15 protein-coding genes are annotated in these 20006 nt (G+C 47.5%); 7 read left to right on the top strand and 8 right to left on the bottom strand.

The features are described 5' to 3' along the window. The first annotated feature begins 251 nt into the window (after positions 1-251). The gene (locus ACYVEA_RS09255) at positions 252-893 is read left to right on the top strand and encodes a hypothetical protein (protein WP_461113147.1); all 642 of its coding nucleotides are present in this window, start codon (positions 252-254) and stop codon (positions 891-893) included. 64 nt (positions 894-957) lie between these two features. Here the strand turns inward: ACYVEA_RS09255 and ACYVEA_RS09250 are convergent, their stop codons facing one another. Both ACYVEA_RS09250 and ACYVEA_RS09245 read right to left on the bottom strand, forming a co-directional pair. After that, positions 958-3645, bottom strand: coding sequence for a cation-translocating P-type ATPase (locus tag ACYVEA_RS09250; protein ID WP_461113146.1), 2688 nt, complete (start codon positions 3643-3645; stop codon positions 958-960). 24 nt (positions 3646-3669) lie between these two features. Beyond that, a complete protein-coding gene (locus ACYVEA_RS09245; RefSeq protein WP_461113145.1) occupies positions 3670-4788 on the bottom strand; it encodes a L,D-transpeptidase family protein in 1119 nt (372 codons plus the stop codon). A 181-nt stretch (positions 4789-4969) separates the two neighbouring features. On the opposite strand from ACYVEA_RS09245, the gene ACYVEA_RS09240 reads away from it, so the two are divergent. Then, positions 4970-5218 carry a hypothetical protein gene (locus ACYVEA_RS09240; RefSeq protein ID WP_461113144.1) on the top strand — a complete coding sequence of 83 codons (249 nt, stop codon included), beginning with the start codon at positions 4970-4972 and terminating at the stop codon, positions 5216-5218. 217 nt (positions 5219-5435) lie between these two features. Here the strand turns inward: ACYVEA_RS09240 and ACYVEA_RS09235 are convergent, their stop codons facing one another. The 3 genes from ACYVEA_RS09235 to ACYVEA_RS09225 form a co-directional block, all read right to left on the bottom strand. Further along, positions 5436-5855 (bottom strand): hypothetical protein, encoded by a 420-nt coding sequence (locus ACYVEA_RS09235; protein WP_461113143.1) that lies wholly within the window; start codon positions 5853-5855, stop codon positions 5436-5438. Positions 5856-6000: 145 nt separating this feature from the next. Beyond that, on the bottom strand, positions 6001-6606 hold the full coding sequence (locus ACYVEA_RS09230; RefSeq protein WP_461113142.1) for a hypothetical protein: 606 nt from the start codon (positions 6604-6606) through the stop codon (positions 6001-6003). A 192-nt stretch (positions 6607-6798) separates the two neighbouring features. Then, positions 6799-6990: a hypothetical protein gene (locus ACYVEA_RS09225; protein WP_461113141.1), complete on the bottom strand. Its 192-nt coding sequence runs from the start codon at positions 6988-6990 to the stop codon at positions 6799-6801. A gap of 653 nt (positions 6991-7643) precedes the next feature. On the opposite strand from ACYVEA_RS09225, the gene ACYVEA_RS09220 reads away from it, so the two are divergent. Then, on the top strand, positions 7644-7994 hold the full coding sequence (locus ACYVEA_RS09220) for a hypothetical protein (protein WP_461113140.1): 351 nt from the start codon (positions 7644-7646) through the stop codon (positions 7992-7994). 358 nt (positions 7995-8352) lie between these two features. After that, positions 8353-8496 carry a hypothetical protein gene (locus tag ACYVEA_RS09215; RefSeq protein WP_461113139.1) on the top strand — a complete coding sequence of 48 codons (144 nt, stop codon included), beginning with the start codon at positions 8353-8355 and terminating at the stop codon, positions 8494-8496. Between the two features lie 717 nt (positions 8497-9213). On the opposite strand, the gene ACYVEA_RS09210 is transcribed toward ACYVEA_RS09215, so the two are convergent. From ACYVEA_RS09210 to ACYVEA_RS09200, 3 genes are all read right to left on the bottom strand, one after another. Then, complete coding sequence (locus ACYVEA_RS09210) at positions 9214-11295, bottom strand: CehA/McbA family metallohydrolase domain-containing protein (protein WP_461113138.1); 2082 nt, start codon at positions 11293-11295, stop codon at positions 9214-9216. 264 nt (positions 11296-11559) lie between these two features. Continuing rightward, entirely contained in the window at positions 11560-12987 is a 1428-nt protein-coding gene (locus tag ACYVEA_RS09205) for a sensor histidine kinase (protein ID WP_461113137.1), read from the bottom strand. Positions 12988-12994: 7 nt separating this feature from the next. After that, positions 12995-13681: a response regulator gene (locus ACYVEA_RS09200; protein WP_461113136.1), complete on the bottom strand. Its 687-nt coding sequence runs from the start codon at positions 13679-13681 to the stop codon at positions 12995-12997. Positions 13682-14039: 358 nt separating this feature from the next. Between ACYVEA_RS09200 and ACYVEA_RS09195 the strand changes: the two genes are divergently transcribed. The 3 genes from ACYVEA_RS09195 (at position 14040) to ACYVEA_RS09185 (ending at position 19887) form a co-directional block, all read left to right on the top strand. After that, complete coding sequence (locus tag ACYVEA_RS09195; RefSeq protein ID WP_461114062.1) at positions 14040-15128, top strand: efflux RND transporter periplasmic adaptor subunit; 1089 nt, start codon at positions 14040-14042, stop codon at positions 15126-15128. Positions 15129-15254: 126 nt separating this feature from the next. Continuing rightward, positions 15255-18461, top strand: coding sequence for an efflux RND transporter permease subunit (locus ACYVEA_RS09190; protein WP_461113135.1), 3207 nt, complete (start codon positions 15255-15257; stop codon positions 18459-18461). Beyond that, entirely contained in the window at positions 18454-19887 is a 1434-nt protein-coding gene (locus ACYVEA_RS09185; protein WP_461113134.1) for an efflux transporter outer membrane subunit, read from the top strand. Before ACYVEA_RS09190 ends, ACYVEA_RS09185 begins: the two co-directional genes overlap by 8 nt. Positions 19888-20006 lie beyond the last annotated feature (119 nt).

Here is a 20006-nt window from a genome sequence, read left to right as displayed (position 1 = left end):
ATGGCACAAATCAAACCTTCATGCCCCTTTCTTTTGATGAAGAAAGTCAGGCTGTAACTTGATTAGAATCAATGTATTGACAAAGAAGAGTCATTGGCGAACTGGTAACCATACTCTAGCTTGCAGCCGCATCTGGAAGTCACGTACCGACTTGAATCGGTTTCGGACGCAACCGTATTGATCGTTCTTTCTAAACCCTTGCTAGAATGATAGTCCACAAAAGGAATATATATTGCTTACTCCTAATGCTCTTGTTACAAACCCAAGGGCGGGGGCAGAGAATCTGGGGTGGGGCTGGTTTTTTCCAGGGTGGTCAGAGTGTATGGCCGGGTTTTGCCAATGCAATTCAGCAAGTAAATAAGACAGATAAGACGCTTAGTGATAATCAGTATTGTATACTGGGTGCTGAGATCTATGCCCGTCGAAATCGGTGGCTTGTGGGCGCCGGTGTATCGGCCCTCGTCAATAAACGGGTTCTGGATGTAGTTTCCCAGACGACCATCGAATCGTCGGCCTCGAATGCGCATATCTGGTTAGGCTGGGTAGTCTGGCAGACCAGGCGCGTAAAGCTTTACCCCAGTCTGGGTCCGGGACTCAGTTCATTTAATATCAATTCGACCACATCGTCTGGTACGTTAACGACGCACGTACTCGATGGAATCTCGACCGATATCGGCTTAACAGTTGACTGGCTAGTTTTAAAATCGGGCACTGATCCTACATTACAGGCTGGGCCTATACTTAGTCTTCGGGCTGGGTATCGACGAATGACCGCATCAACGGAATGGCATGGAGATCAACAGGGGGCTACCTTATTGACACCCATGCGCTACGTCCCATATGGTTTCTTCGTCACGTTAGGGGTTGGCGGGGGCGGGTTTCGGCATAAATAACGAGCGGCCAACTGTTTGGTTTAAATCGGATAGTTTGCCTATAAACATGGTCAACTTTTCCGATTTAGGGCGCCGTTGATTGAGTAGTATTTACAGGGTAGTCTTGCCGAAGCGCGTTAATTTGTCTGGCTGTCCAGACGATCCATACAGGGAGAAAGGCCGCGACTAAAATCAAAACCAAAGCTTTACTGTCGAGGGGTTGGATTGCTAATAACTGGTGAATTGCCGGCACATAGTACGTAATCAGCAATATACTTACACAGATCAGCAAGGCAATCCAAACGTATCGGTTCCGGGTGATTTCATTGCTGAGTAACGATGCGTGTTTACCAGTATATAGATTAAATACGTGCGTTAGTTGTGCAACGGACAGCGCATAAAAAGTAAGTGTACGACTTTGCGACGCACTATAAACCCATTGCCAGCGAGCAAACGCATATACCCCCAATACCGAGCCTGTTAAAACGATGGCATAAAACAACACCCGACGCCAGTCGGCCCGGTTGAGCAACTGACTACCCGGGCGCCGTGGAGGAAGTTTCATCAGGACGCTGTTCTCCCGGCCAACCCCTAAGGCTAGCGCCGGAAATATGTCGGTCACGATATTGACAAACAGAATTTGTAAAGGCAGCAGTGGGCTGCCCACCCCCATTAATCCGGCGATGGCTACCACAAAAATTTCGCTCAGGTTACAGGATAGTAGAAATAAAACAAACTTGCGTATATTTTCAAAAATGACCCGCCCCTGACCAATGGCCCGCACGATAGAGGTAAATGAATCATCTCTAAGAATAATGTCTGCTGCTTCTGCGGCCACAGGCGTACCGCGAAGTCCCATGGCAATGCCAATATCGGCTTTCTTCAGTGCAGGTGCGTCATTAACTCCATCCCCGGTCATACCAACGATTTGGCCCTGTTGTTGATAGAAGTTGATGAGGGCTAATTTCTGAGCAGGGCTTACGCGGGCGAATACCCGGCAACGTAGTAGCCGTGCCTGCTCGTCCGCCGTAAGCTCATTCACAGGTTTCAGGTCTTTACCCGTTAGAACCAGTTTGTTATCAGCCTCTATTAGTTCCACTTGCCGGGCAATCGTCAACGCGGTGGTTGGGTGGTCGCCGGTAACCATGATTACCCGAATACCGGCTTTTCGGCAGGCTTGCAGGGCGGGAGTGACAGCCATGCGGGGCGGATCCAGGAAACCAATTAGTCCGGCAAATGTCAGATTATTCTGTGCGAACATAGTAAAATCGGGCTTTTCCAGCGTTTCCCGATACGCAAATGCCAGCGTCCGCAGTCCGTCCTGCGCCATCAATTCGGCCCGTTGCTGCTGCCAGGAACGTTGGTCTGGAGACATCGACGAACAACGAAGTAGTACCTCTTCAGGGGCCCCCTTGACGGTTACCAGATAACCCCTATCCATCTGATGAAGCGTTGCCATGATTCGAGTATCGGAACTAAAGGCCAGTTCGGCTAAGCGGGGAAACATTTGACGTATCCTACTGGGAACGTGACCTGAACTAAAGGCGAATTTGAGCAGGGCTATTTCGACGGGATCGCCAAGTTCATGCGGTTGAGACGTAGCAAGTTCTACTTCGGCATTGTTGCAAAGAACACCCAGGCGCACCAATTGTCTAAAGGCATCCGTTTCGGCTACAGTTGACTCACCCCGCACAACGTTAAATGTATGAGCTACTGGATTGATCTGTACTTCGACATAGCTATCCTTCTCTTGGCCAGGCAATTGCAGACTAAACACCTCAATTCTGTTTTCGGTAAGTGTCCCGGTTTTGTCAGTAAAGATGACACTGGTGCCACCCAGTGTTTCCACGGCCGATAATCGTTTAATCAACACTTTATGGTCGGCCAGACGTAACATGCCATACGCAAGCGCTAGAGTAGCCACCACCGATAATCCTTCAGGAATGGCCGCTATCGCCAGCGCAACCGAAGTCTTGATCAACGGCACGGCTGCTTCGCCCCGAAACAGTCCAACAGCAATAAATAGCGTAGTAAGGCCAAAAGTGACCGCAATCAGAACCTTCGATAAAATATCAAGTTTAGCTTCTAAAGGAGTTGCCGTTCGTTTAGCCTGCGAAACCATGGTGGCGATGTTGCCTAATTCGGTCTGACTGCCAACGGCCGTTACGAGAGCCCGGCCAGCACCAGCCGTCACGGCTGTACCTTTGAAGAGCCGATTACGTTGTTCGCCAAGGGGTGCGTCGGTGGAGGTTGGCTCAAGCGTTTTGGCAATGGGTAACGATTCGCCCGTCAGTGTCGATTCGTCAACTTCAAGTTGATGCACCTCGATTAGATCGGCATCGGCGACAACCATATCGCCTGCTTCCACCAGTAGCAAATCGCCGGGTGTAACTTGTTCAGATGGAATTTCCTGTACATGCCCATCGCGCAGTACATGAGCCCGCGTTACGTCTAACCGGCGAAGTGCCTGCATCGACCGACTGGCGTTCCACTCCAGCACAAATCCAGTCAGAGCATTAATCGCTAGTACAGCCAGTATCGCCAGTCCTTCGGCTGTTTCCCCCATACTAAATGATAGGCCAGCCGCCACAGCCAGTACGCAGACGAGGAGGCTTTTAAACTGGCGAACGAACAGGAAAATCCAGCGTTCGGGTGGTTCCGTCTCCACCACATTGAGTCCGTGTTCGCGTAGGCGTCGTTCGGCTTCCGATGTCGTAAGTCCCTGAAGTGGATGTTTATCCGAAAGCGAAAAAGGAATGGATGGACTTATCATCTGATCATCGGGATTGAGAAGAGATTATAAAGTCAATTTCCATAAACCGTATATATCCCGATATACCTGTACGGCGCCAGCTTGGTCCAGATCCACTACATTATAAGTTACAATGACAGGTACGGCTTCAGGTAGATTAATCGTTTGAGAGCTAGGTTTTTTAGGGCAGCTTGTTAAATAGTTCTTGTCGAAGCGGTTGTATCCCAGCAGCAGGTTGGCCAGTTCGACTGGTTTCTCGACTCGTATACAACCGTGGCTTAAATACCGATTCTCATTGGCAAACGCCCATCGTGCGTTAGTGTCGTGCAAATACACATCGTAGGGGCTAGTTATGTTGAACTTCAATACACCCAGCGCATTATCGCAACCAGTCGATTGCCGTAGCCGGTAGGGAAACGATTTGGCAGAAACAGTCCAGTCGATAGCTTTGGGATCAACTAGTTTGCCGCTTGCGTTCAGTACCTGCATTTTCAGCCCTTCCAAGGTAAGAACAGGGCTTTTTCGAATCATGGGTAGCAATTCATTCACCATAATTGAGCGCGGTACGTTCCAGTAGGGATACATAACCAGGCCAGGAATAAGAGCCGTAAAAACAGGGGTCGGCGTATTAGCCTTTCCAACGACAATTCGGCTCCAGAGCAGTGTATTACCCCGCCGGTCAATAACCCGGAGTGTTGCTGAAGGAATGTTAACGATGACCCGTTTATCAAAGGCAAAGCGATTCAGCCAGCGATAGGTATTGAGCGTTTCCTGCACCTGGCCAATAGTTAGGGAATCGGCCATATAATCATCGACCAGGCAACGCATGCAATAGGCTATTAACTGTCGGTAATGAGGGTCTGATGATTCGAGCGAATCCAACAGCGGGCACCAGTTCAAACCGGCCATAAATTGACTGGTTAGCTGGCTGATACGTACCGAATCAATATGCTCCGATACGCCCTGGTAACCCATTCGCAGGGGCACTCGTCCATAGATAATCTGGGTGAAGTAGCGCTTAAGGCAAATTGGGTCGGGACTGGCGCAAAGGCTGTCTACTCCAATGGAGGTGGCATAATTACGAAGTCGTGCCCAATCGTCAGGACGCTGAGCATTCGCAAACGATGGCAGTATGAACAGGCTGACAATCAGATAACGTAGCATGACAAGGCAGTAAAGATTAATTACTCAAAACTGCTTGTTATGACTGACTTTTATCCTGATGACAATCAGTTTAATAGCTGAATTCAATTAAGTCGAACCCTGTTATTTATCATGGACAGGCGACTCTCCCGGGTGTTAGCTTTGGGTAGCGAATCAATATTCACTACTTATTTTTAAGGTCATGACGTTTGAGCCTGCTTCCCAATTATTAGCATTCGTACTACCAACCTCTTTTCTGAAGGGTGATCTTACGTTCAGCCGTATCAGCAGCGTCCAGGAGATTATCCAGATTCAGGTTACACCCACAGCAAAACCGCGCCATGTTGTATCAACGGCCCACCTTGCCAGAGGGACCTGGCGAGTATGTCTTCATTGGTCAGATGGGCGATTGCAGTACCTGGATGAGAAAGTGATTAATGCGGGCTGGTAGACTCATTTTCATTAAAAGTAAAAAGTCGGTTTTTCTCCTTAGTACCCGACAGGCAGATGTACCATGCCACAGTCTCTAACCGGGCTGTAAACAAAAAAAGCCAGTTCTATGGAAGAACTGACTTTTAAACTATCCATTCACTACACTATGTTAAGGGTATGTGTTAAACCCGGAGAAGCAGGCAGCCTGTTATAACTAACCTCGAGTATATTATTCGTTACTGGGGCGAGGTGGTGCTCATTGGTGATGAGGAACCGCTACCCTGGTTGCCACGATTACGTTTCATTTTACCGCCGTTTCCTTTTCCTGATCCATCCTGGGTAGACATCGTACCCGTTCCCTGACTGCTGTTCATACTACCACTGGAAGAACTGTTAGAGCCTGTCCCCGAGTTCATGTCAGAGGAATTGTTGGATTTACTCCGCTTCATGCGGCCATTTCCCGTCGAGCCTGAGCCCGTTGTTGGCGTTTGGTCCATAGTCGACCCACTGGTACCGCTGGTGGTGCCGTTTTGCGAAGCTGAACCATTGGTAGCATTGCCACTTCCACTACCTGTGCTAGTAGGAGTTGTCTGGGCCTGAGCGCTGAAAGCCGCTACACCTAGTAGCATGGCTCCCATTAATACGATTTTTTTCATGGTCTTACGTTGAGATGTTAGACTTGTTTGAACTAACATAGGATAAACACTCCATGAAAAACAAAAGCTAAAAAATAGTATTTAAGTAAGGCAACGGGGACATGAATGAGATAGGTGATCAGAACATGTATTCGCTAGTACGTCTTTATTTTCGAAAATTAGTAATAGCCTCTTCGTAAATGCGTACGCCAGGGATACTACGTTCACCACTGGCAATAGCAGCTTTAATAGCGGCCTCATCAATTATCCAGTAGCCATTAGGAACCTGATTCGGATCAATAACCTCAAAAGTCCACCGCATCTGTACACCCTTGGGAATAGCTACTAAGGACACTTCAGGCGTTAGCCAGTTGCCATCATCTTTATGAGCCAGCTCAGCCTGATCCGCGGCTTCAGCCTGTTGATGGGCACGAACACGTAAGATTTCCTGATTATAGCGCTCAACAGCCTCTTTCAGTGGTTTCAGAGCCTCTTCAATGGGAGCCGTCAACTCTGCCTCCACCTGCATCCAGTCGTGCTTCTGTTTATCAAGCTGGCGGGTGATCTTAAGCCGTTCAGCCGCCACCAGCTTGATCAAATCATGCCCTTGAGCAATATGCTTGAGTAGCGCTACCTGCTGTTCAGCACTGCCACAGACCGCAGGCTGTCGTCGTAAGAAAGTGATATAATTGGTAATTGAGGCTTTTAACAGGTCGCGTCCACTGGAATCGTTGAGCGACAGATCGGTATTAGGCTTGGTTTGCGTATCCATGTACCTAAAAACAGATAGCTTGTATAAATGTTAACAAGAGCATGCTTGTTTTTATTACCGTCTGTCTTCACTGTGACTCCTGCATCTATCCTGACTAAGCTCTTCTTTCAACTGCTTAACCACGCTGCCCCCGTCAAACCAGCCAGCAGAACACAGGTATAAAAGGAAAGTCCTTAAGCACCTTCAGTCAGTTTACCAACCCTGACTCTCCTCCTTCCAATAAGAAACTCTGCTTGGTTTTTGCGGATCGATCTGCTTTCCAATGTCTCTGATCAGATTCAGTAAACGTTGCTGTTCATCGGGGGATGCCTGTTCGATGAAGCTATCAGCAACCGTAAAAACATAATGCTCCAGCAAGTTTTGAAAAGATGAGTCAATATTCATAACGTCTTTAATTTAGCTAAGGGAGTTTACCAAGCCTACCAGTTCTCCTTCAAATAATCCCACCTCACTTACCAGTTTAACCTGTTGAGATCGGTGAAATACTTAATTCTTTTACACACGTAGCAACATTCTCCGTACTTTCCTGATCGTTCTAGAGCCCTTTCGCCTGGATGATAGCCTGACTTATTGCGGTCTAAGCCAAAAGAAGACGTGAACTCAAGAAACAGCTTATAGCTATGCACCTACTGGTTAGCGAGTGCATAGTACATTGGCTCTGGAACAAAGCTAGCTATTTAGTTGTCCAGCCACTTTCTAAAGTAGTGAACGACTGAAAAATGGTCGTAAACGACAAAGGTTGATGGATAAACCTATTTTATAGCTGGTTTGGCTCACGATTTAGGTTGATGTAAAAGCCAGTTCTCGCCTTATAAAGTAGCTCTTTCTCTATTACCAGCCAGAAAGGCAATTCAAGGGCCTATATCAAGTGGCGAATTCTCATTAGTATACACTATGTATTAGAGTAGTATGTTACTTAAATATTAACAATTACAACAGAAATATTTCTTTTACGATTACAGCGACCAAATAATAAATAAGTGAATTTACTAAAATGTGCATATATATATTTGAGGTGTATCAATTAAACAAAATATATGACATTACGCTCTACATATCCTCTGCCTGGTCTTTACCTTTATGCATACCCCACTTTTGTAGATACTCCACAACAGATCTGCGTTCATTTTTTTACCCCTGACCGGCAAAAAGTCTTTGTTAGTTATCCTCATCATCGGAATCACAAAGCGGCTCAACTTATTGATGTGAGCTGGTTTGATTCCGTAGATCTGGTAAAACTGGATGGGCATCCCCAGTTGATGCACTTTTTAGACGTAGTACTCCCAAATTTACTCAATAATTACCCTGCAAAGGTGATTCCTCTTGATTCATTGGCTACCGGGCGGATTACCTGTGGAATCAATGAATTACGTATCGCATTTGGCTAAATAAGCAGAAGGACATTGACATTGTGCTGGCAGACCAACTCTGGATTTGATTGTTATGATCGGCAAACATTGCCTGTTATTAAGTTCAACTACGCATGCATACATCGGGATTAGTTTCAACACCTACGCCGGGGCGGGGTGTTGAGGTCTACTTTCGACGTTGTTTCCAACCTTTCATCTTGCCTGGAAGCCATAAAATCTTCTAATTCTCATAGTTGCCTAGGGCTCGGGGGATGGCCGTGGCTGAGCGCAGGAAGGGCCGTCAGGATGTGGAAGCAAATCGGATTAACCGCTCACGGTAAAGATCAAGGGACGGATCACTGGCCTGCTCAGCGGCCACCTCCAGCCGTAGCCATTCATGGCGGTCACCCAGGCGCTCGGCCTGGATTTCGAAAAACAGTTCAGTCAGTATCCAATCTGGCGATCTACCGAGCTGGTCGGCCTGGTAGATCACCCCTTCTACGATGGCCTTGGTGCGTTCTATATGGTTGGTGAGGTTTGAAGTTCCTCGAAGGCCATTCTATACTGGCTAAAATTCAACATACCAGCCTTGTCTTCCACTTGTTCCCAGTGGAGGACCATTTGACGAAATAACTCATTATTAGTAGGCTCCATGGGCTTCTTATTGCTACTCCTTAAGCTACTCAATTATCCCTTTTTATAGCTGTGTTGTGGGTATGCTTAATAGGTTAAGTGTTATGTCTGGCCTACCCTCCTGTCGATCCCCTTGATTTTTTACTTCCTTTTCTTACTCCTGACCCGCACAATAATGGCCACGACTACAATAATGACTCCAAGTAATGGGATGAGAAACGGACCTTTGTAGACGGTACCATAATAATCACCCGGTTGCGCTATAGTATCTGGTTGGCTTGTGCTCATCATAGGAAAGAAATGATTGCGGTTACCCAAAAGTTATCTTTCAAAGTCAACACAAACCGGCTTATACCCGTGACTTTCCTGTGGTTCGAGTAAACGGCAAGCTACTATAAAAAAACAACATTCCTACGTATTCACCTCTGCTTCAATTATACCCGCAGATATGCTGAGCAAAAAGTTGTACCCCATGTATTCAGTAAGATTCCTGGCTTGGCACCTGTCAAACTCTATCCGTACTGTTGTTCGATCCAAAATATCCGGACCTCTTCCCACCATGAGCGATGATGACGATGGTTTAACCAGCCATGACTATATGCGTATGCTGCTTAAAACCCGTTAATTAATGAGTTAGCCACACTTGCTGTGTAAAGGCGCCATTGATGGCAGCATCCCACACTTCGACACGTACCCAGGCTCTGTTTTTTAGGTTGGTTTCAAACTGATACTGCTTTTTGCCGAACGGCGTCGTGTTGGTCAGGTCGATTTTCTCCCGAAATACCTGCTTGCCGTCTCCGGAGATCAGTTCGGCAAATGTGAGGGGGAAGGTCCAGTTAACGTCCAGCAGGATCGTCGCTTTGCCGTCGGTCGGTAGCGTAAGGGTTTCGCCGGCGCCTTTCCCGTTGACGGTGAATGCGGGTAGCATAATTTCGCCCGTGGTCACGAAGAACTTACCCTGTTGCATAACGTCTAAAATGGGTTGCCAGCCCTGACTATAATCGGGCAGTTTGTCCAGTTGCAGGTAGTTGACGTTCAGGTGCGCGTAGGTTTCGTTTTCAGGTTCCATCGTGAAAATATCCGACTCCGCGATCACATGCTTTTTAAAACCCCAGTTAGCCATATCGTCCATCAGGTCCAGTACGCGCCGACTTAAGCGGGGTTCTGACATATCGGCGGGGATATTTTTCCAGGCGGCCCCGAAGAAATGATCCGATTTGTAAAAGTCTTCATCCTTGTACTTATCCGGATACCCTGTTGACCCTTTGGTACGTGCGTGAGCCGTCCAGGCCAGTCCGTTTTCAGCTTCCAGCAGTTTCAGCATGTCGTTTTTATCAGCAATACGATACACCGTTCCATACGGCGGATCATTCATCACAAACGGCATTTCGGGTTTGCGCGACATGATCCAGTACACGGGTTTTGGAAAGAACTCCAGCCAGTGGCCACCAAAAAAATTGTTCGGCTCTTCGCCGGGAAGCAACAGGAAATCTTTGCCGGATAATCGTTTACACTGGTCGAACAACGTTTTCAATTCCAGCAAACGCAGACTGTCGGGACCTGTTGGGTGGCCGGGACCGTGAAACTCAGCCAGATGAACAATATTGACGCCCGAGTTCTTGAAAACCTTTACGAAATTGGGCACTTCAGGAACGGGTTTACCAGCCAGCACAACTTTCGTCGTAAATTCATTGTGAAAATGACTCGACATGGTTTTATAGCCGGGTACTTCCGGGTATTTGTCGTTATGTGTGAATCGCTTCACCTCATCAAGCGCTTTGCCGGGCGTATCGGTGCTTAGCAGACAGAAAAAATTAAGTCGTTGGCGTGTTTTCGGTGGCGCATTGACCCAGGGCACCCAGCGTTTGTCGCCCATCAAATCCTGACGAATGCCAATTCCGAATGCTGGAATGAGGCTCCGATAATTGATTCCATACCACGTAAAGTCCAGGTTAAAGGCTTCATCCAGTGGATAAAAATACTGGTGAGGGGCTGGAAATACGGCCAGACTGCCACGGGTGTTCGTTCCAATTATAGTTCGGTATTTCACCGCCTGCGCTTTATTGGGCTGCTTCAGATCGGCCGGTACGCTTTGCATCTGGTTATCGGTATCCGACCAGGCAATCGACTTCCAAACCGGCTGGGTAGTCACCAGACCCGCATCGTAGAGAATGGCGGTCGAATCAATGTCCGTCGCCATCACAGCCGCTACGTTAAATAGCGGACTACCATTGTAAACGGTAATCTCAAGATCGCCCGCAAACGTTGGCGTTTTAACCTCCGATACGTTCACGACAGTTCGGGAGCCAATGGTTTTGACACTGGCTGTCCGTTTGTTCAGCTCAACCGCGTATACCTTATGGGGCAGTTTATTCGTCTTATCGAAAAAGATATTCCAGCCATTCTGCGAGATTAAGTCCCGTTTGCCGACGGTCAGCACAAAGGCTGGGTCCAGAGACGTAGCAATCTCGTTGAACTTTCCTTGTCGCGACAGCTGAATGCTGTTGAAAAGCGGTTTCCCTTTATCCAGATTAATGACCAGTTTAGCCGTTTCCTTACCACCTGCCGGCCAATTAACCACCAGGTTATTACTCTGGCTTGTTACGCTAACACCACTATTTTTCTGAAAACCAGACAGATTCACCGGCGTCTGCGCATTGACAACCGAGCAGGCAATCACGAATAAAATCGGGAGGTAACCTTTCATTATCATTCAGATAGTAAATTCGGCAATATCAGACGCGGGTTGCTGGTCAGGTTAAACAATCCTTTCCTGAAAAGGCGATCGAGTCGGCTCAACGTTGTCTTTTCTACAGGAGAATAGCCCTACTTCACGGAAGAATATCAGCGCTTGAATTTACTTGTAATTTGTGTTCAGGCTGCGGTGGCTGGGCAGGCTCTAAGGCTGTAGGCCGCTCCTACCAGGCTCATATTGGCTTAACCAATACCTGAATAGTTAAACTGGCCGAGGCTAGTCAATAACCAAAGGGCGATTTGAAGAACTGATCGTTGGATGGCGACGAGGTAACGAGATGGTGAAGGTTGTTCCCCGATCAAGTTCGGAACGTACCGTAATGGAACCACCGTGCATTTTAATGATTTTTTCCGTCAGCGAAAGCCCAATTCCACTGCCTTTGATGGTGTGCGCATTGGTAGCCCGGTAAAAGGGTTGAAAAATATAATCCAGCTCCGCGTCGGCGATACCAATACCCTGATCGGCAATCGTTACCTGCACGGACGTATCACTAAGGTTAACAAGAAGTCGGCTATGGTGATCTGAGGAAAACTTACAGCCATTTTCGATCAGGTTTATAAAGGCGGTTTTTAATAACGACTCCTCTCCCTCTACCTGCATCGTTGGCAGGGCTTCGTCCGACGGGTCCGTTACTATGGTTATGGTATACGTAGGATTTTTTTGCAGGATTGTTGCTACGGCTTCGTACAGCACCTCATCGAGTTCAACGGGAGCCCAAGCAATATGCATCTGCTTCACATCAAATTGAGCCAGTTCGAGCAACCCGTTCGACAACGTATTGAGCTGTCTGATATCTTCGAGTAAGGATGCCAGCAAGTGCTGATACTCGTCTACCGATCGGGCTTTAATGAGCGCGACTTCAATCTGATTGGTTAAGAGCGTCAGCGGAGTACGCAGTTCGTGGGAGGCATTGGCCACAAAGCTCCGCTGAAGTTCAAAGGCCGAAATCCGGTCGAGCATCTGGTTAAACGTAGCGGCCAATCTGCCTAATTCGTCATGATCGTTACTCACGGTCAGATGGGCCTCTAAATTCGACACGCTGATCTGATCGATTTGATGCATCATGTTGGCAATGGGCTCAATGGATCGGCGGGCAAAAATCTGGCTTAATACAATGACCAACAGAAAAGCGACTAAAAACGAGGCTCCCGACACAAAAATGGCTTCCCGCGTTTTGCGAATGCCATAATCGTCAATTCCGTAGCTGACGACTTTAAAAACCCGTCCCTGATACCGAATCAGTAACCCGACCCCCGACCGTTTCCCATCGCTTATGGTCACTTCCTGCTGCTGGCCAATCTGACTTAGTAGTGTGGGCGTTATCGATAATGAAGGGCCAATTTTACCGGGGTTATCCAGTTCACCGCTATCGTAGAGTAAGTGGTTATGCTGGTCGAAAATGGCTACCCGCCGGTCGGAGAAGGATGTATACGTATCTTCATCGATTCGCCGAAGCAACGACTCATTGATTGACCGTTTTTCGACCAATAGATGCGTCATGGTAATGGCCCGGTTTTTCAGCTTGATCAAAAAATCTTCCTGTTTCGAATTCGCAAAGTAGTAATAGAAATTACCCAGAAAGAGTAATAAAATTGGCGATACGACGGCGATAAACGTCAGCGAAAAACGAGTACGAAGATTCATCAGGTGGCTAGGCCTCCACTTTCATCATATACCCAATACCTTTCCGGGTATGGATGAGCTTGATGGGGAAGTCATTGTCGATTTTTTTACGGAGCGAATTTATATAAACATCGATCAGATTCGACCCCGAGTCAACGGGAATATCCCAGACATTTTCGGCAATTTCATTGCGGGTCAGTACCGTGCCCTGGTGCCGGAGAAAGTATTCGAGCAGGGCAATCTCGCGGGGCGTCACATTAATGGGGTGCCCCGCCCGGCTTACTGATTTTTCGCGCAGGTCAATAACCAGATCAGCTAATATTAATCGGCTGGCATCCAGCGGGTTATTGGCCTGTATGCTCCGCTTCCGGATTGCCTGGATCCGGGCCAGTAATTCGCTAAATTCAAAAGGTTTCATCAAGTAGTCATCCGCGCCGGCATCAAAACCCGATAATTTATTTTCGATGGTTCCCAGCGCCGTAAGCATAATGACAGGTATATAGGCGTTACGGGTTCGAATTTCCCGACATAATGTGAAGCCACTGACGTCGGGCAGATTAACGTCCAGAATGACCAGATTAATGTCGCCAAAGTCAATGGCACGCCGGGCAGACTCCCCATCTAAGGCTACGGAGGCCTGAAAGCCAAACTCCTCCAGCCCTCTTTTTAGGGACACAGCCAGCTTAAGTTCATCTTCAACTACCAGTATTCGCATAGGTATTACAGAAATTAACGACTGCCAAATTAATAGAACCAGTTGGCCAAAACACGGCCTTCATAAACTTCTAATCGTTTCTTAAGGATTCCTTAATGTCGACCATTCCCCCAAAATCTACTTTTGTAACAGGCAGTTACGGGTTTTATCAGCCTGGTGAAATCCGTTGACTACGCTTGGGAGATGCCTTCACATCCCATATATCGAATACAACTATGAAACTGAAATCCGCTTCATTTAATGACTTGACAGTGCTTGAGGAGTTAGCACTCTTTTTTCCTACCCACGCCCCGCCCAGTGGCCGATGCCTATCTCTTAAAAATTGTCAAAATAGTTTAGCGTAAAAAATAAGATTATGATGAAGAGAATTTTCGTACTCACGCTTGTGAGCTTATGTACCTTGTTGGGTTATACAAGCTGTAAACATAAGGAAGAAGAAAAGGAAGAAGAAGTTAAGTTCCAGGTCACCAGCCCCTTAAAGAGAGACACCACAATCACTAATGACTACGTCTCTCAAATTCACTCTATACAGCACATCGAAATAAGAGCGTTGGAGAAGGGCTACCTGCAGAAAATTTTTGTGGACGAAGGTCAGTACGTCAAAAAAGGGCAACTCATGTTTCAGATTCTGCCTATACAATATCAGGCCGAATTGCTGAAAGCCCAGGCCGAAGCCAATTATGTAGACGTCGAATTCAAAAACACAAAACTGCTGGCGGATAGTAATATCGTTTCGAAAAATGAATTGGCCCTGGCTAAAGCCAAGTTAGATAAGGCCAAAGCTGAAGTATCCGTCGCGCAGATTCACCTTGGATTTACGGAGGTACGAGCACCTTTCGATGGGATCATGGACCACTTCCAAGTTCGACTAGGCAGCCTTGTTAATGAGGGCGACTTGCTGACCACACTCTCCGACAATAGCAAAATGTGGGTGTACTTCAATGTGCCGGAAGCCGAATACCTGAACTATAAGACGCACGCTCAGGAAGAAAACCTGAATAGTGTCAACCTGCTGATGGCCAACCAGCGAGTATATGATCATCCTGGTGTGGTTCAAACCATTGAAGCTGACTTCAACAACGAAACGGGTAACATCGCGTTCCGCGCTACGTTCCCCAATCCTAAAGGACTGTTACGGCATGGCGAAACCGGTAATATTCAAATGACTTTGCCGATGAAGAACGCCCTGATCATTCCGCAGAAAGCTACCTTCGAAGTCCTGGAAAAGAAGTACGTATACATAGTGGATAAAGACAACAAAATCCGGTCGAGGGAAATCACCATATCCGCCGAAATGCCTCACATTTTTGTTGTTCGAAGCGGTCTGACTAAAGATGATAAGATCCTTCTGGAGGGCTTACGCCAGGTAAAAGAAAACGAAAAGATAAACTACACATTCGTAAAGCCTGAGTCTGTCATCTCGAATTTAAGCTTGTATGCCGAGTAGATAAATGTAAAATGGATAATGAAAATGGATAATGAAAATCACCTCATTATCAAGTCATTATTCTGAGTGGGCAGGCCCGGTTATTCATTTTACATTATTCATTATCCATTCTTTAACGCAGACGTTATGTTCTCAAAATTCATCCGCAGGCCCGTTTTCGCTATTGTGATTTCCATCATGATAGTTTTTATCGGTGTACTGGCAATTAAGCAATTGCCTATTTCTCAATTTCCGGATATTGCTCCCACAACCGTCAATATATTTATTGCATATCCCGGCTCCAGTGCCGATGTATTGGTAAAATCTACCCTGATTACGTTGGAACAGGCTATCAACGGCGTTCAGGATATGCGGTATATAGCCACCGATGCTACCAGCGCTGGTGAAGCTACCCTTCGGATTATTTTCGAACCGGGAACGGACCCGAACGTCGCCGTTATTCGGGTGAAGACCAGGGTGGATCAGGTTATGCCGCTTCTACCCGAACTGGTTCAGCGGGAAGGGGTTATTATTTCGCCTGTCCAACCCAGTATGTTGATGTACGTCAATCTCTATGCCAAGGAAAAGAGTATTGACGAAAAATTCCTGTTCAACTACGCCACCGTAAAAATGATCCCCGAAATCCAGCGGACCAAAGGGATCGCCAGAGCCCAAATATTGGGTAGTCGGCGCTATGCAATGCGCCTTTGGTTAAACCCGGAGCGCATGCGGGCTTATAATATCTCCACAGAAGAAGTCATGAAGGCCGTTGGGGAGCAAAGTATTGTAGGCCGACCCGGCCGGATTGGCCAAAGCTCCGGTATAGCGGCTCAGTCACTGGAATATGTGCTTACCTACAAAGGACGTTACAACAAGCCGGAAGAATATGAAGGTATTATTATCCGGGCCAATTCAGCCGGTGAAAGCATTCATTTACGGGATATAGCCCGCGTTGAGCTGGGAAGTGAGTTCTTTGATATCTACTCTAACTTGGATGGCCATCCGTCGGCAGCTATTGTGTTGCGGCAGAACTATGGCAGTAATGCCAGTGATGTTATTGAAGAAGTAAAAAAGAAGCTTGAGGTAATGAAAGAGTCCTTTCCTCCGGGAGTGGACTATAAAATCAGCTATGACGTGTCCAACTTCCTGGATGCGTCGATCGAGCAGGTAATCGATACGTTGCGAGACGCGTTTATCCTGGTTGCCCTGGTTGTGTTCATATTCCTGGGTGACTGGCGTTCAACCCTGATCCCGATCCTGGCGGTTCCGGTATCCTTAATCGGGGCGTTTTTTGTCATTCAGGCGTTTGGCCTCTCCATCAACTTAATTACGCTCTTCGCCCTGGTGCTGGCCATCGGTATTGTGGTGGATGACGCCATTGTGGTGGTAGAAGCCGTGCACGCCAAGATGGAGGAAAAACCTTATCTAACACCTTTCGGGGCCGTTAAACAAGTGCTTGGGGAGATTAGCGGAGCCATTATCGCTATTACGCTGGTGATGGTCTCGGTATTCCTGCCTATCTCGTTCATGTCGGGACCGGTCGGTACGTTCTACCGGCAGTTCTCCATTACCATGGCCAGTTCCATCGTGATTTCGGCCCTGATCGCCCTAACGCTTACACCCGTGTTATGTGCCATGTTGTTGAAAAATCACCATGGACATGCCCAAAAGAAGAAAAACTTCCTGACCAGAGGGATCGACAGTTTCAACCGGGGCTTCGATAAAATGACGGGATGGTACGTAGGCCTGTTACGATTAATCGTCAGCCGCCGATTCGTTACGTTCGCCATATTGGTAGGCTTTTGTCTGGGAATAGCATTTGTGAATCAAATTCTGCCAGCCGGATTTATTCCGAACGAAGACCAGAGTACCATTTATGCCATTATTCAGACGCCACCGGGGTCTACGCTGGAAAAAACCAACCAGGTGTCGAGAAACCTTCAGAAAATTTGTGAAGAAGTTCCAGGCATAGAATCGGTATCGTCGCTGGCCGGTTACGAGATCATGACCGAAGGGCGGGGCTCCAATGCCGGTACGTGTCTGATCAACCTGAAATCCTGGGGCGATCGCGACAAGAACGTGAAGGAAATCATGGAAGAACTGGAAGGCAAGACGAGGAATCTCGGAGCGGTGGTCGAATTCTTTGAACCACCCGCTATTCCTGGATTTGGTACGTCAGGCGGTTTTTCCATGCGCTTGCTGGATAAGACAACCGATACGGACTACCGTGAATTTGATAAAATCAACAAGAAATTCATGGAGGATTTGGGCAAACGGAAAGAGCTCACTGGCTTATTTACCTTCTTTGCCGCCAATTATCCGCAATACGAACTGGAGATCGACAATAACCTGGCCATGCAAAAAGGCGTATCCATCGGAAAAGCGATGGACAACCTCAACATCATGATTGGTAGTACGTACGAACAGGGCTTTACCAAATTTAACCAGTTCTTCAAGGTGTATGTGCAGTCCGATCCTAGTTTCAGACGGCTTCCCTCCGATCTTTTAAAGCTCTTCGTCAAAAACGATGCGGGCGAAATGGTACCTTATTCGGCGTTCATGACGCTTAAAAAAGGTCAGGGTCCCAATGAAATTACCCGGTTCAACTTGTACAATTCAGCCGCTATTCAGGGTCTTCCAGCCAAGGGATATACCACGGCGGATGCCATACAGGCCATACGGGAAGTTGCCGCCAAGACGTTGCCAAGAGGATACGACATCGCGTTTGAAGGTCTTTCCTACGACGAATCGATCCGGGGAAATGAGTCACTGTATGTGTTCCTGATCGTCCTGTCCTTCGTCTACTTTGTGTTGGCCGCTCAGTACGAAAGCTTTATCATTCCATTGGCCGTAGTCTTCTCGCTGCCGGTCGGGATATTTGGCTCGTTCCTGCTGCTCCAGTTAATGGGGCTGGAGAACAACATTTATGCGCAGATCGGACTCATCATGCTGGTTGGTCTGTTGGGTAAAAATGCCGTACTGATCGTCGAATTTGCCGTTCAGAAGCGCCACCAGGGAGAAACGATTCTGAACGCAGCCATTGAAGGGGCCAAGGTTCGTTTCCGCCCGATCTTGATGACCTCATTCGCCTTTGTGGCCGGCTTGATCCCCTTGATCAGCGCAACCGGTGCCGGGGCTATCGGTAACCGTACCATTGGTGCTTCTGCCATGGGAGGTATGTTATTTGGTACCATTTTCGGGGTCATCATCATTCCTGGTTTGTACTACATATTTGGCAGCCTGGCTGATGGAAGAAAGATGATTAAAGATGAAGAAAATGATTCTTTGACCGAAAATCTGGTTCACTCAGTCGACATTTTTCCACAACCAGAAGAAATTGAAGATAATGCGTAATAAAAGACAATTGACTCAGGTAGGGATAACCCTGGTTACCCTATTCCTGGGTGGCTGTACTGTACCTCGCCTGGTTCAGAAAACAGAGAATAAACTAGTACCTGCGAGCTACAACAGCTCGCAGGATTCTACCAACTCGGCAAAGACAACGTGGCGGCAGTATTTTACCGACCCGTACCTTACGGCCCTGATTGATACGGCATTATATAATAATCAGGAGTTGAATGTTACGTTACAGGAAATCCAGATTGCCAATAACGAGGTATTTGCCAGAAGCGGGGCCTATCGACCCTTCGTTAGTCTTGGCGGGGGTGCCGGTATTGATAAAGTGTCGCGCTACACCAGTCAGGGAGCGGCTGATGCAGCTACCGAAATCCGACCAGGGGTAGAAACACCAGAGGTTTTGCCGAACATGTATTTTGGGGCTACAGCCAGTTGGGAAGTGGATATCTGGCACAAACTACGTAATGCCAAAAAAGGAGCCGTCGCCAGTTATCTGGCTTCCATCGAAGGGAAAAATTTCCAGGTGACGAACCTGGTGGCTGAAGTCGCCAATAACTATTATGAGCTTCTGGCGCTTGATACGCAACTGGAGATCATACAGAGAAACCTGGTTATTCTTAACAATGCCTTGTCTATCACGAAGCAGGAAAAAGAAGCGGCCAAAGTAACGGAACTGGCTGTACGCCGATTTGAGGCCGAAGTATCCAAAACGCAAAGCCTTCAGTACGAAATTAAGCAGAAGATTGTCGAAACGGAAAACCGTATTAATTATTTGGTGGGGCGCTTCCCGCAGCGTGTTCAACGGGACTCCCAGAGTTTTACCAACTTAGTTCCACCTACCATCCAGGCAGGCATTCCATCGCAGTTGTTAGCCAATCGGCCTGACATCCGGCAAGCCGAATGGAACCTGGAGGCCGCCAAGCTGGATATAAGTGTGGCCAGAGCAAACTTTTATCCGTCGCTAACGCTGCGAGGATTTTTAGGTGTGATGGCCTACAATCCGTTGTATCTAGTGTACACTCCGCAAGCGTTGGTTGCTTCACTAGCCGGGGACCTGGTTGGCCCGATCGTCAATAAGAATGACATCACGGCCAGGTATAAAAGCGCGAATGCCAAGCAAATACAGACCGTTTATAACTATGAGAAAACGGTGTTGAATGCGTATATTGAGGTGGCCAATCAGCTGTCGAATATCGACAACCTGGCAAAAAAATATGACGCAAAAAACAACCAGGTTCAGGCACTGACCGAGTCAACGAATATATCGATTAAGTTATTCACCTCAGCCAGAGCCGACTATATGGAGGTACTGCTGACCCAACGGGATGTACTGGAGGCAAGAATGGAGCTTATTGAAACCAGAATGCAGCAAATGAATGCGCTGGTCAATACGTATCGGGCCTTGGGTGGCGGCTGGAAATAAGCTGATTTATATAGTCCACAGCGACGAAAAATCGTCGGCTTCGACATGTTCAAAACCGCTATATGCACAGCATGTAGCGGTTTTTGCGTTACAAAAACAACCGTGAAGAGTTACCTGCC

The organism is Spirosoma jeollabukense (genome assembly GCF_054777855.1).
This window is presented reverse-complemented; position numbering and strand designations above follow the sequence as displayed.

Excerpts from the sequence above, each read along its gene's own strand:
- ACYVEA_RS09235 (WP_461113143.1), bottom strand. The coding sequence starts at position 5,855 with ATGAAAAAAATCGTATTAATGGGAGCCATGCTACTAGGTGTAGCGGCT.
- ACYVEA_RS09245 (WP_461113145.1), bottom strand. The coding sequence starts at position 4,788 with ATGCTACGTTATCTGATTGTCAGCCTGTTCATACTGCCATCGTTTGCG.
- ACYVEA_RS09200 (WP_461113136.1), bottom strand. The coding sequence starts at position 13,681 with ATGCGAATACTGGTAGTTGAAGATGAACTTAAGCTGGCTGTGTCCCTA.
- ACYVEA_RS09195 (WP_461114062.1), top strand. The coding sequence starts at position 14,040 with ATGAAGAGAATTTTCGTACTCACGCTTGTGAGCTTATGTACCTTGTTG.
- ACYVEA_RS09250 (WP_461113146.1), bottom strand. The coding sequence starts at position 3,645 with ATGATAAGTCCATCCATTCCTTTTTCGCTTTCGGATAAACATCCACTT.
- ACYVEA_RS09190 (WP_461113135.1), top strand. The coding sequence starts at position 15,255 with ATGTTCTCAAAATTCATCCGCAGGCCCGTTTTCGCTATTGTGATTTCC.
- ACYVEA_RS09220 (WP_461113140.1), top strand. The coding sequence starts at position 7,644 with ATGACATTACGCTCTACATATCCTCTGCCTGGTCTTTACCTTTATGCA.
- ACYVEA_RS09225 (WP_461113141.1), bottom strand. The coding sequence starts at position 6,990 with ATGAATATTGACTCATCTTTTCAAAACTTGCTGGAGCATTATGTTTTT.
- ACYVEA_RS09230 (WP_461113142.1), bottom strand. The coding sequence starts at position 6,606 with ATGGATACGCAAACCAAGCCTAATACCGATCTGTCGCTCAACGATTCC.
- ACYVEA_RS09205 (WP_461113137.1), bottom strand. The coding sequence starts at position 12,987 with ATGAATCTTCGTACTCGTTTTTCGCTGACGTTTATCGCCGTCGTATCG.
- ACYVEA_RS09215 (WP_461113139.1), top strand. The coding sequence starts at position 8,353 with ATGGCGGTCACCCAGGCGCTCGGCCTGGATTTCGAAAAACAGTTCAGT.
- ACYVEA_RS09185 (WP_461113134.1), top strand. The coding sequence starts at position 18,454 with ATGCGTAATAAAAGACAATTGACTCAGGTAGGGATAACCCTGGTTACC.
- ACYVEA_RS09240 (WP_461113144.1), top strand. The coding sequence starts at position 4,970 with ATGACGTTTGAGCCTGCTTCCCAATTATTAGCATTCGTACTACCAACC.
- ACYVEA_RS09210 (WP_461113138.1), bottom strand. The coding sequence starts at position 11,295 with ATGAAAGGTTACCTCCCGATTTTATTCGTGATTGCCTGCTCGGTTGTC.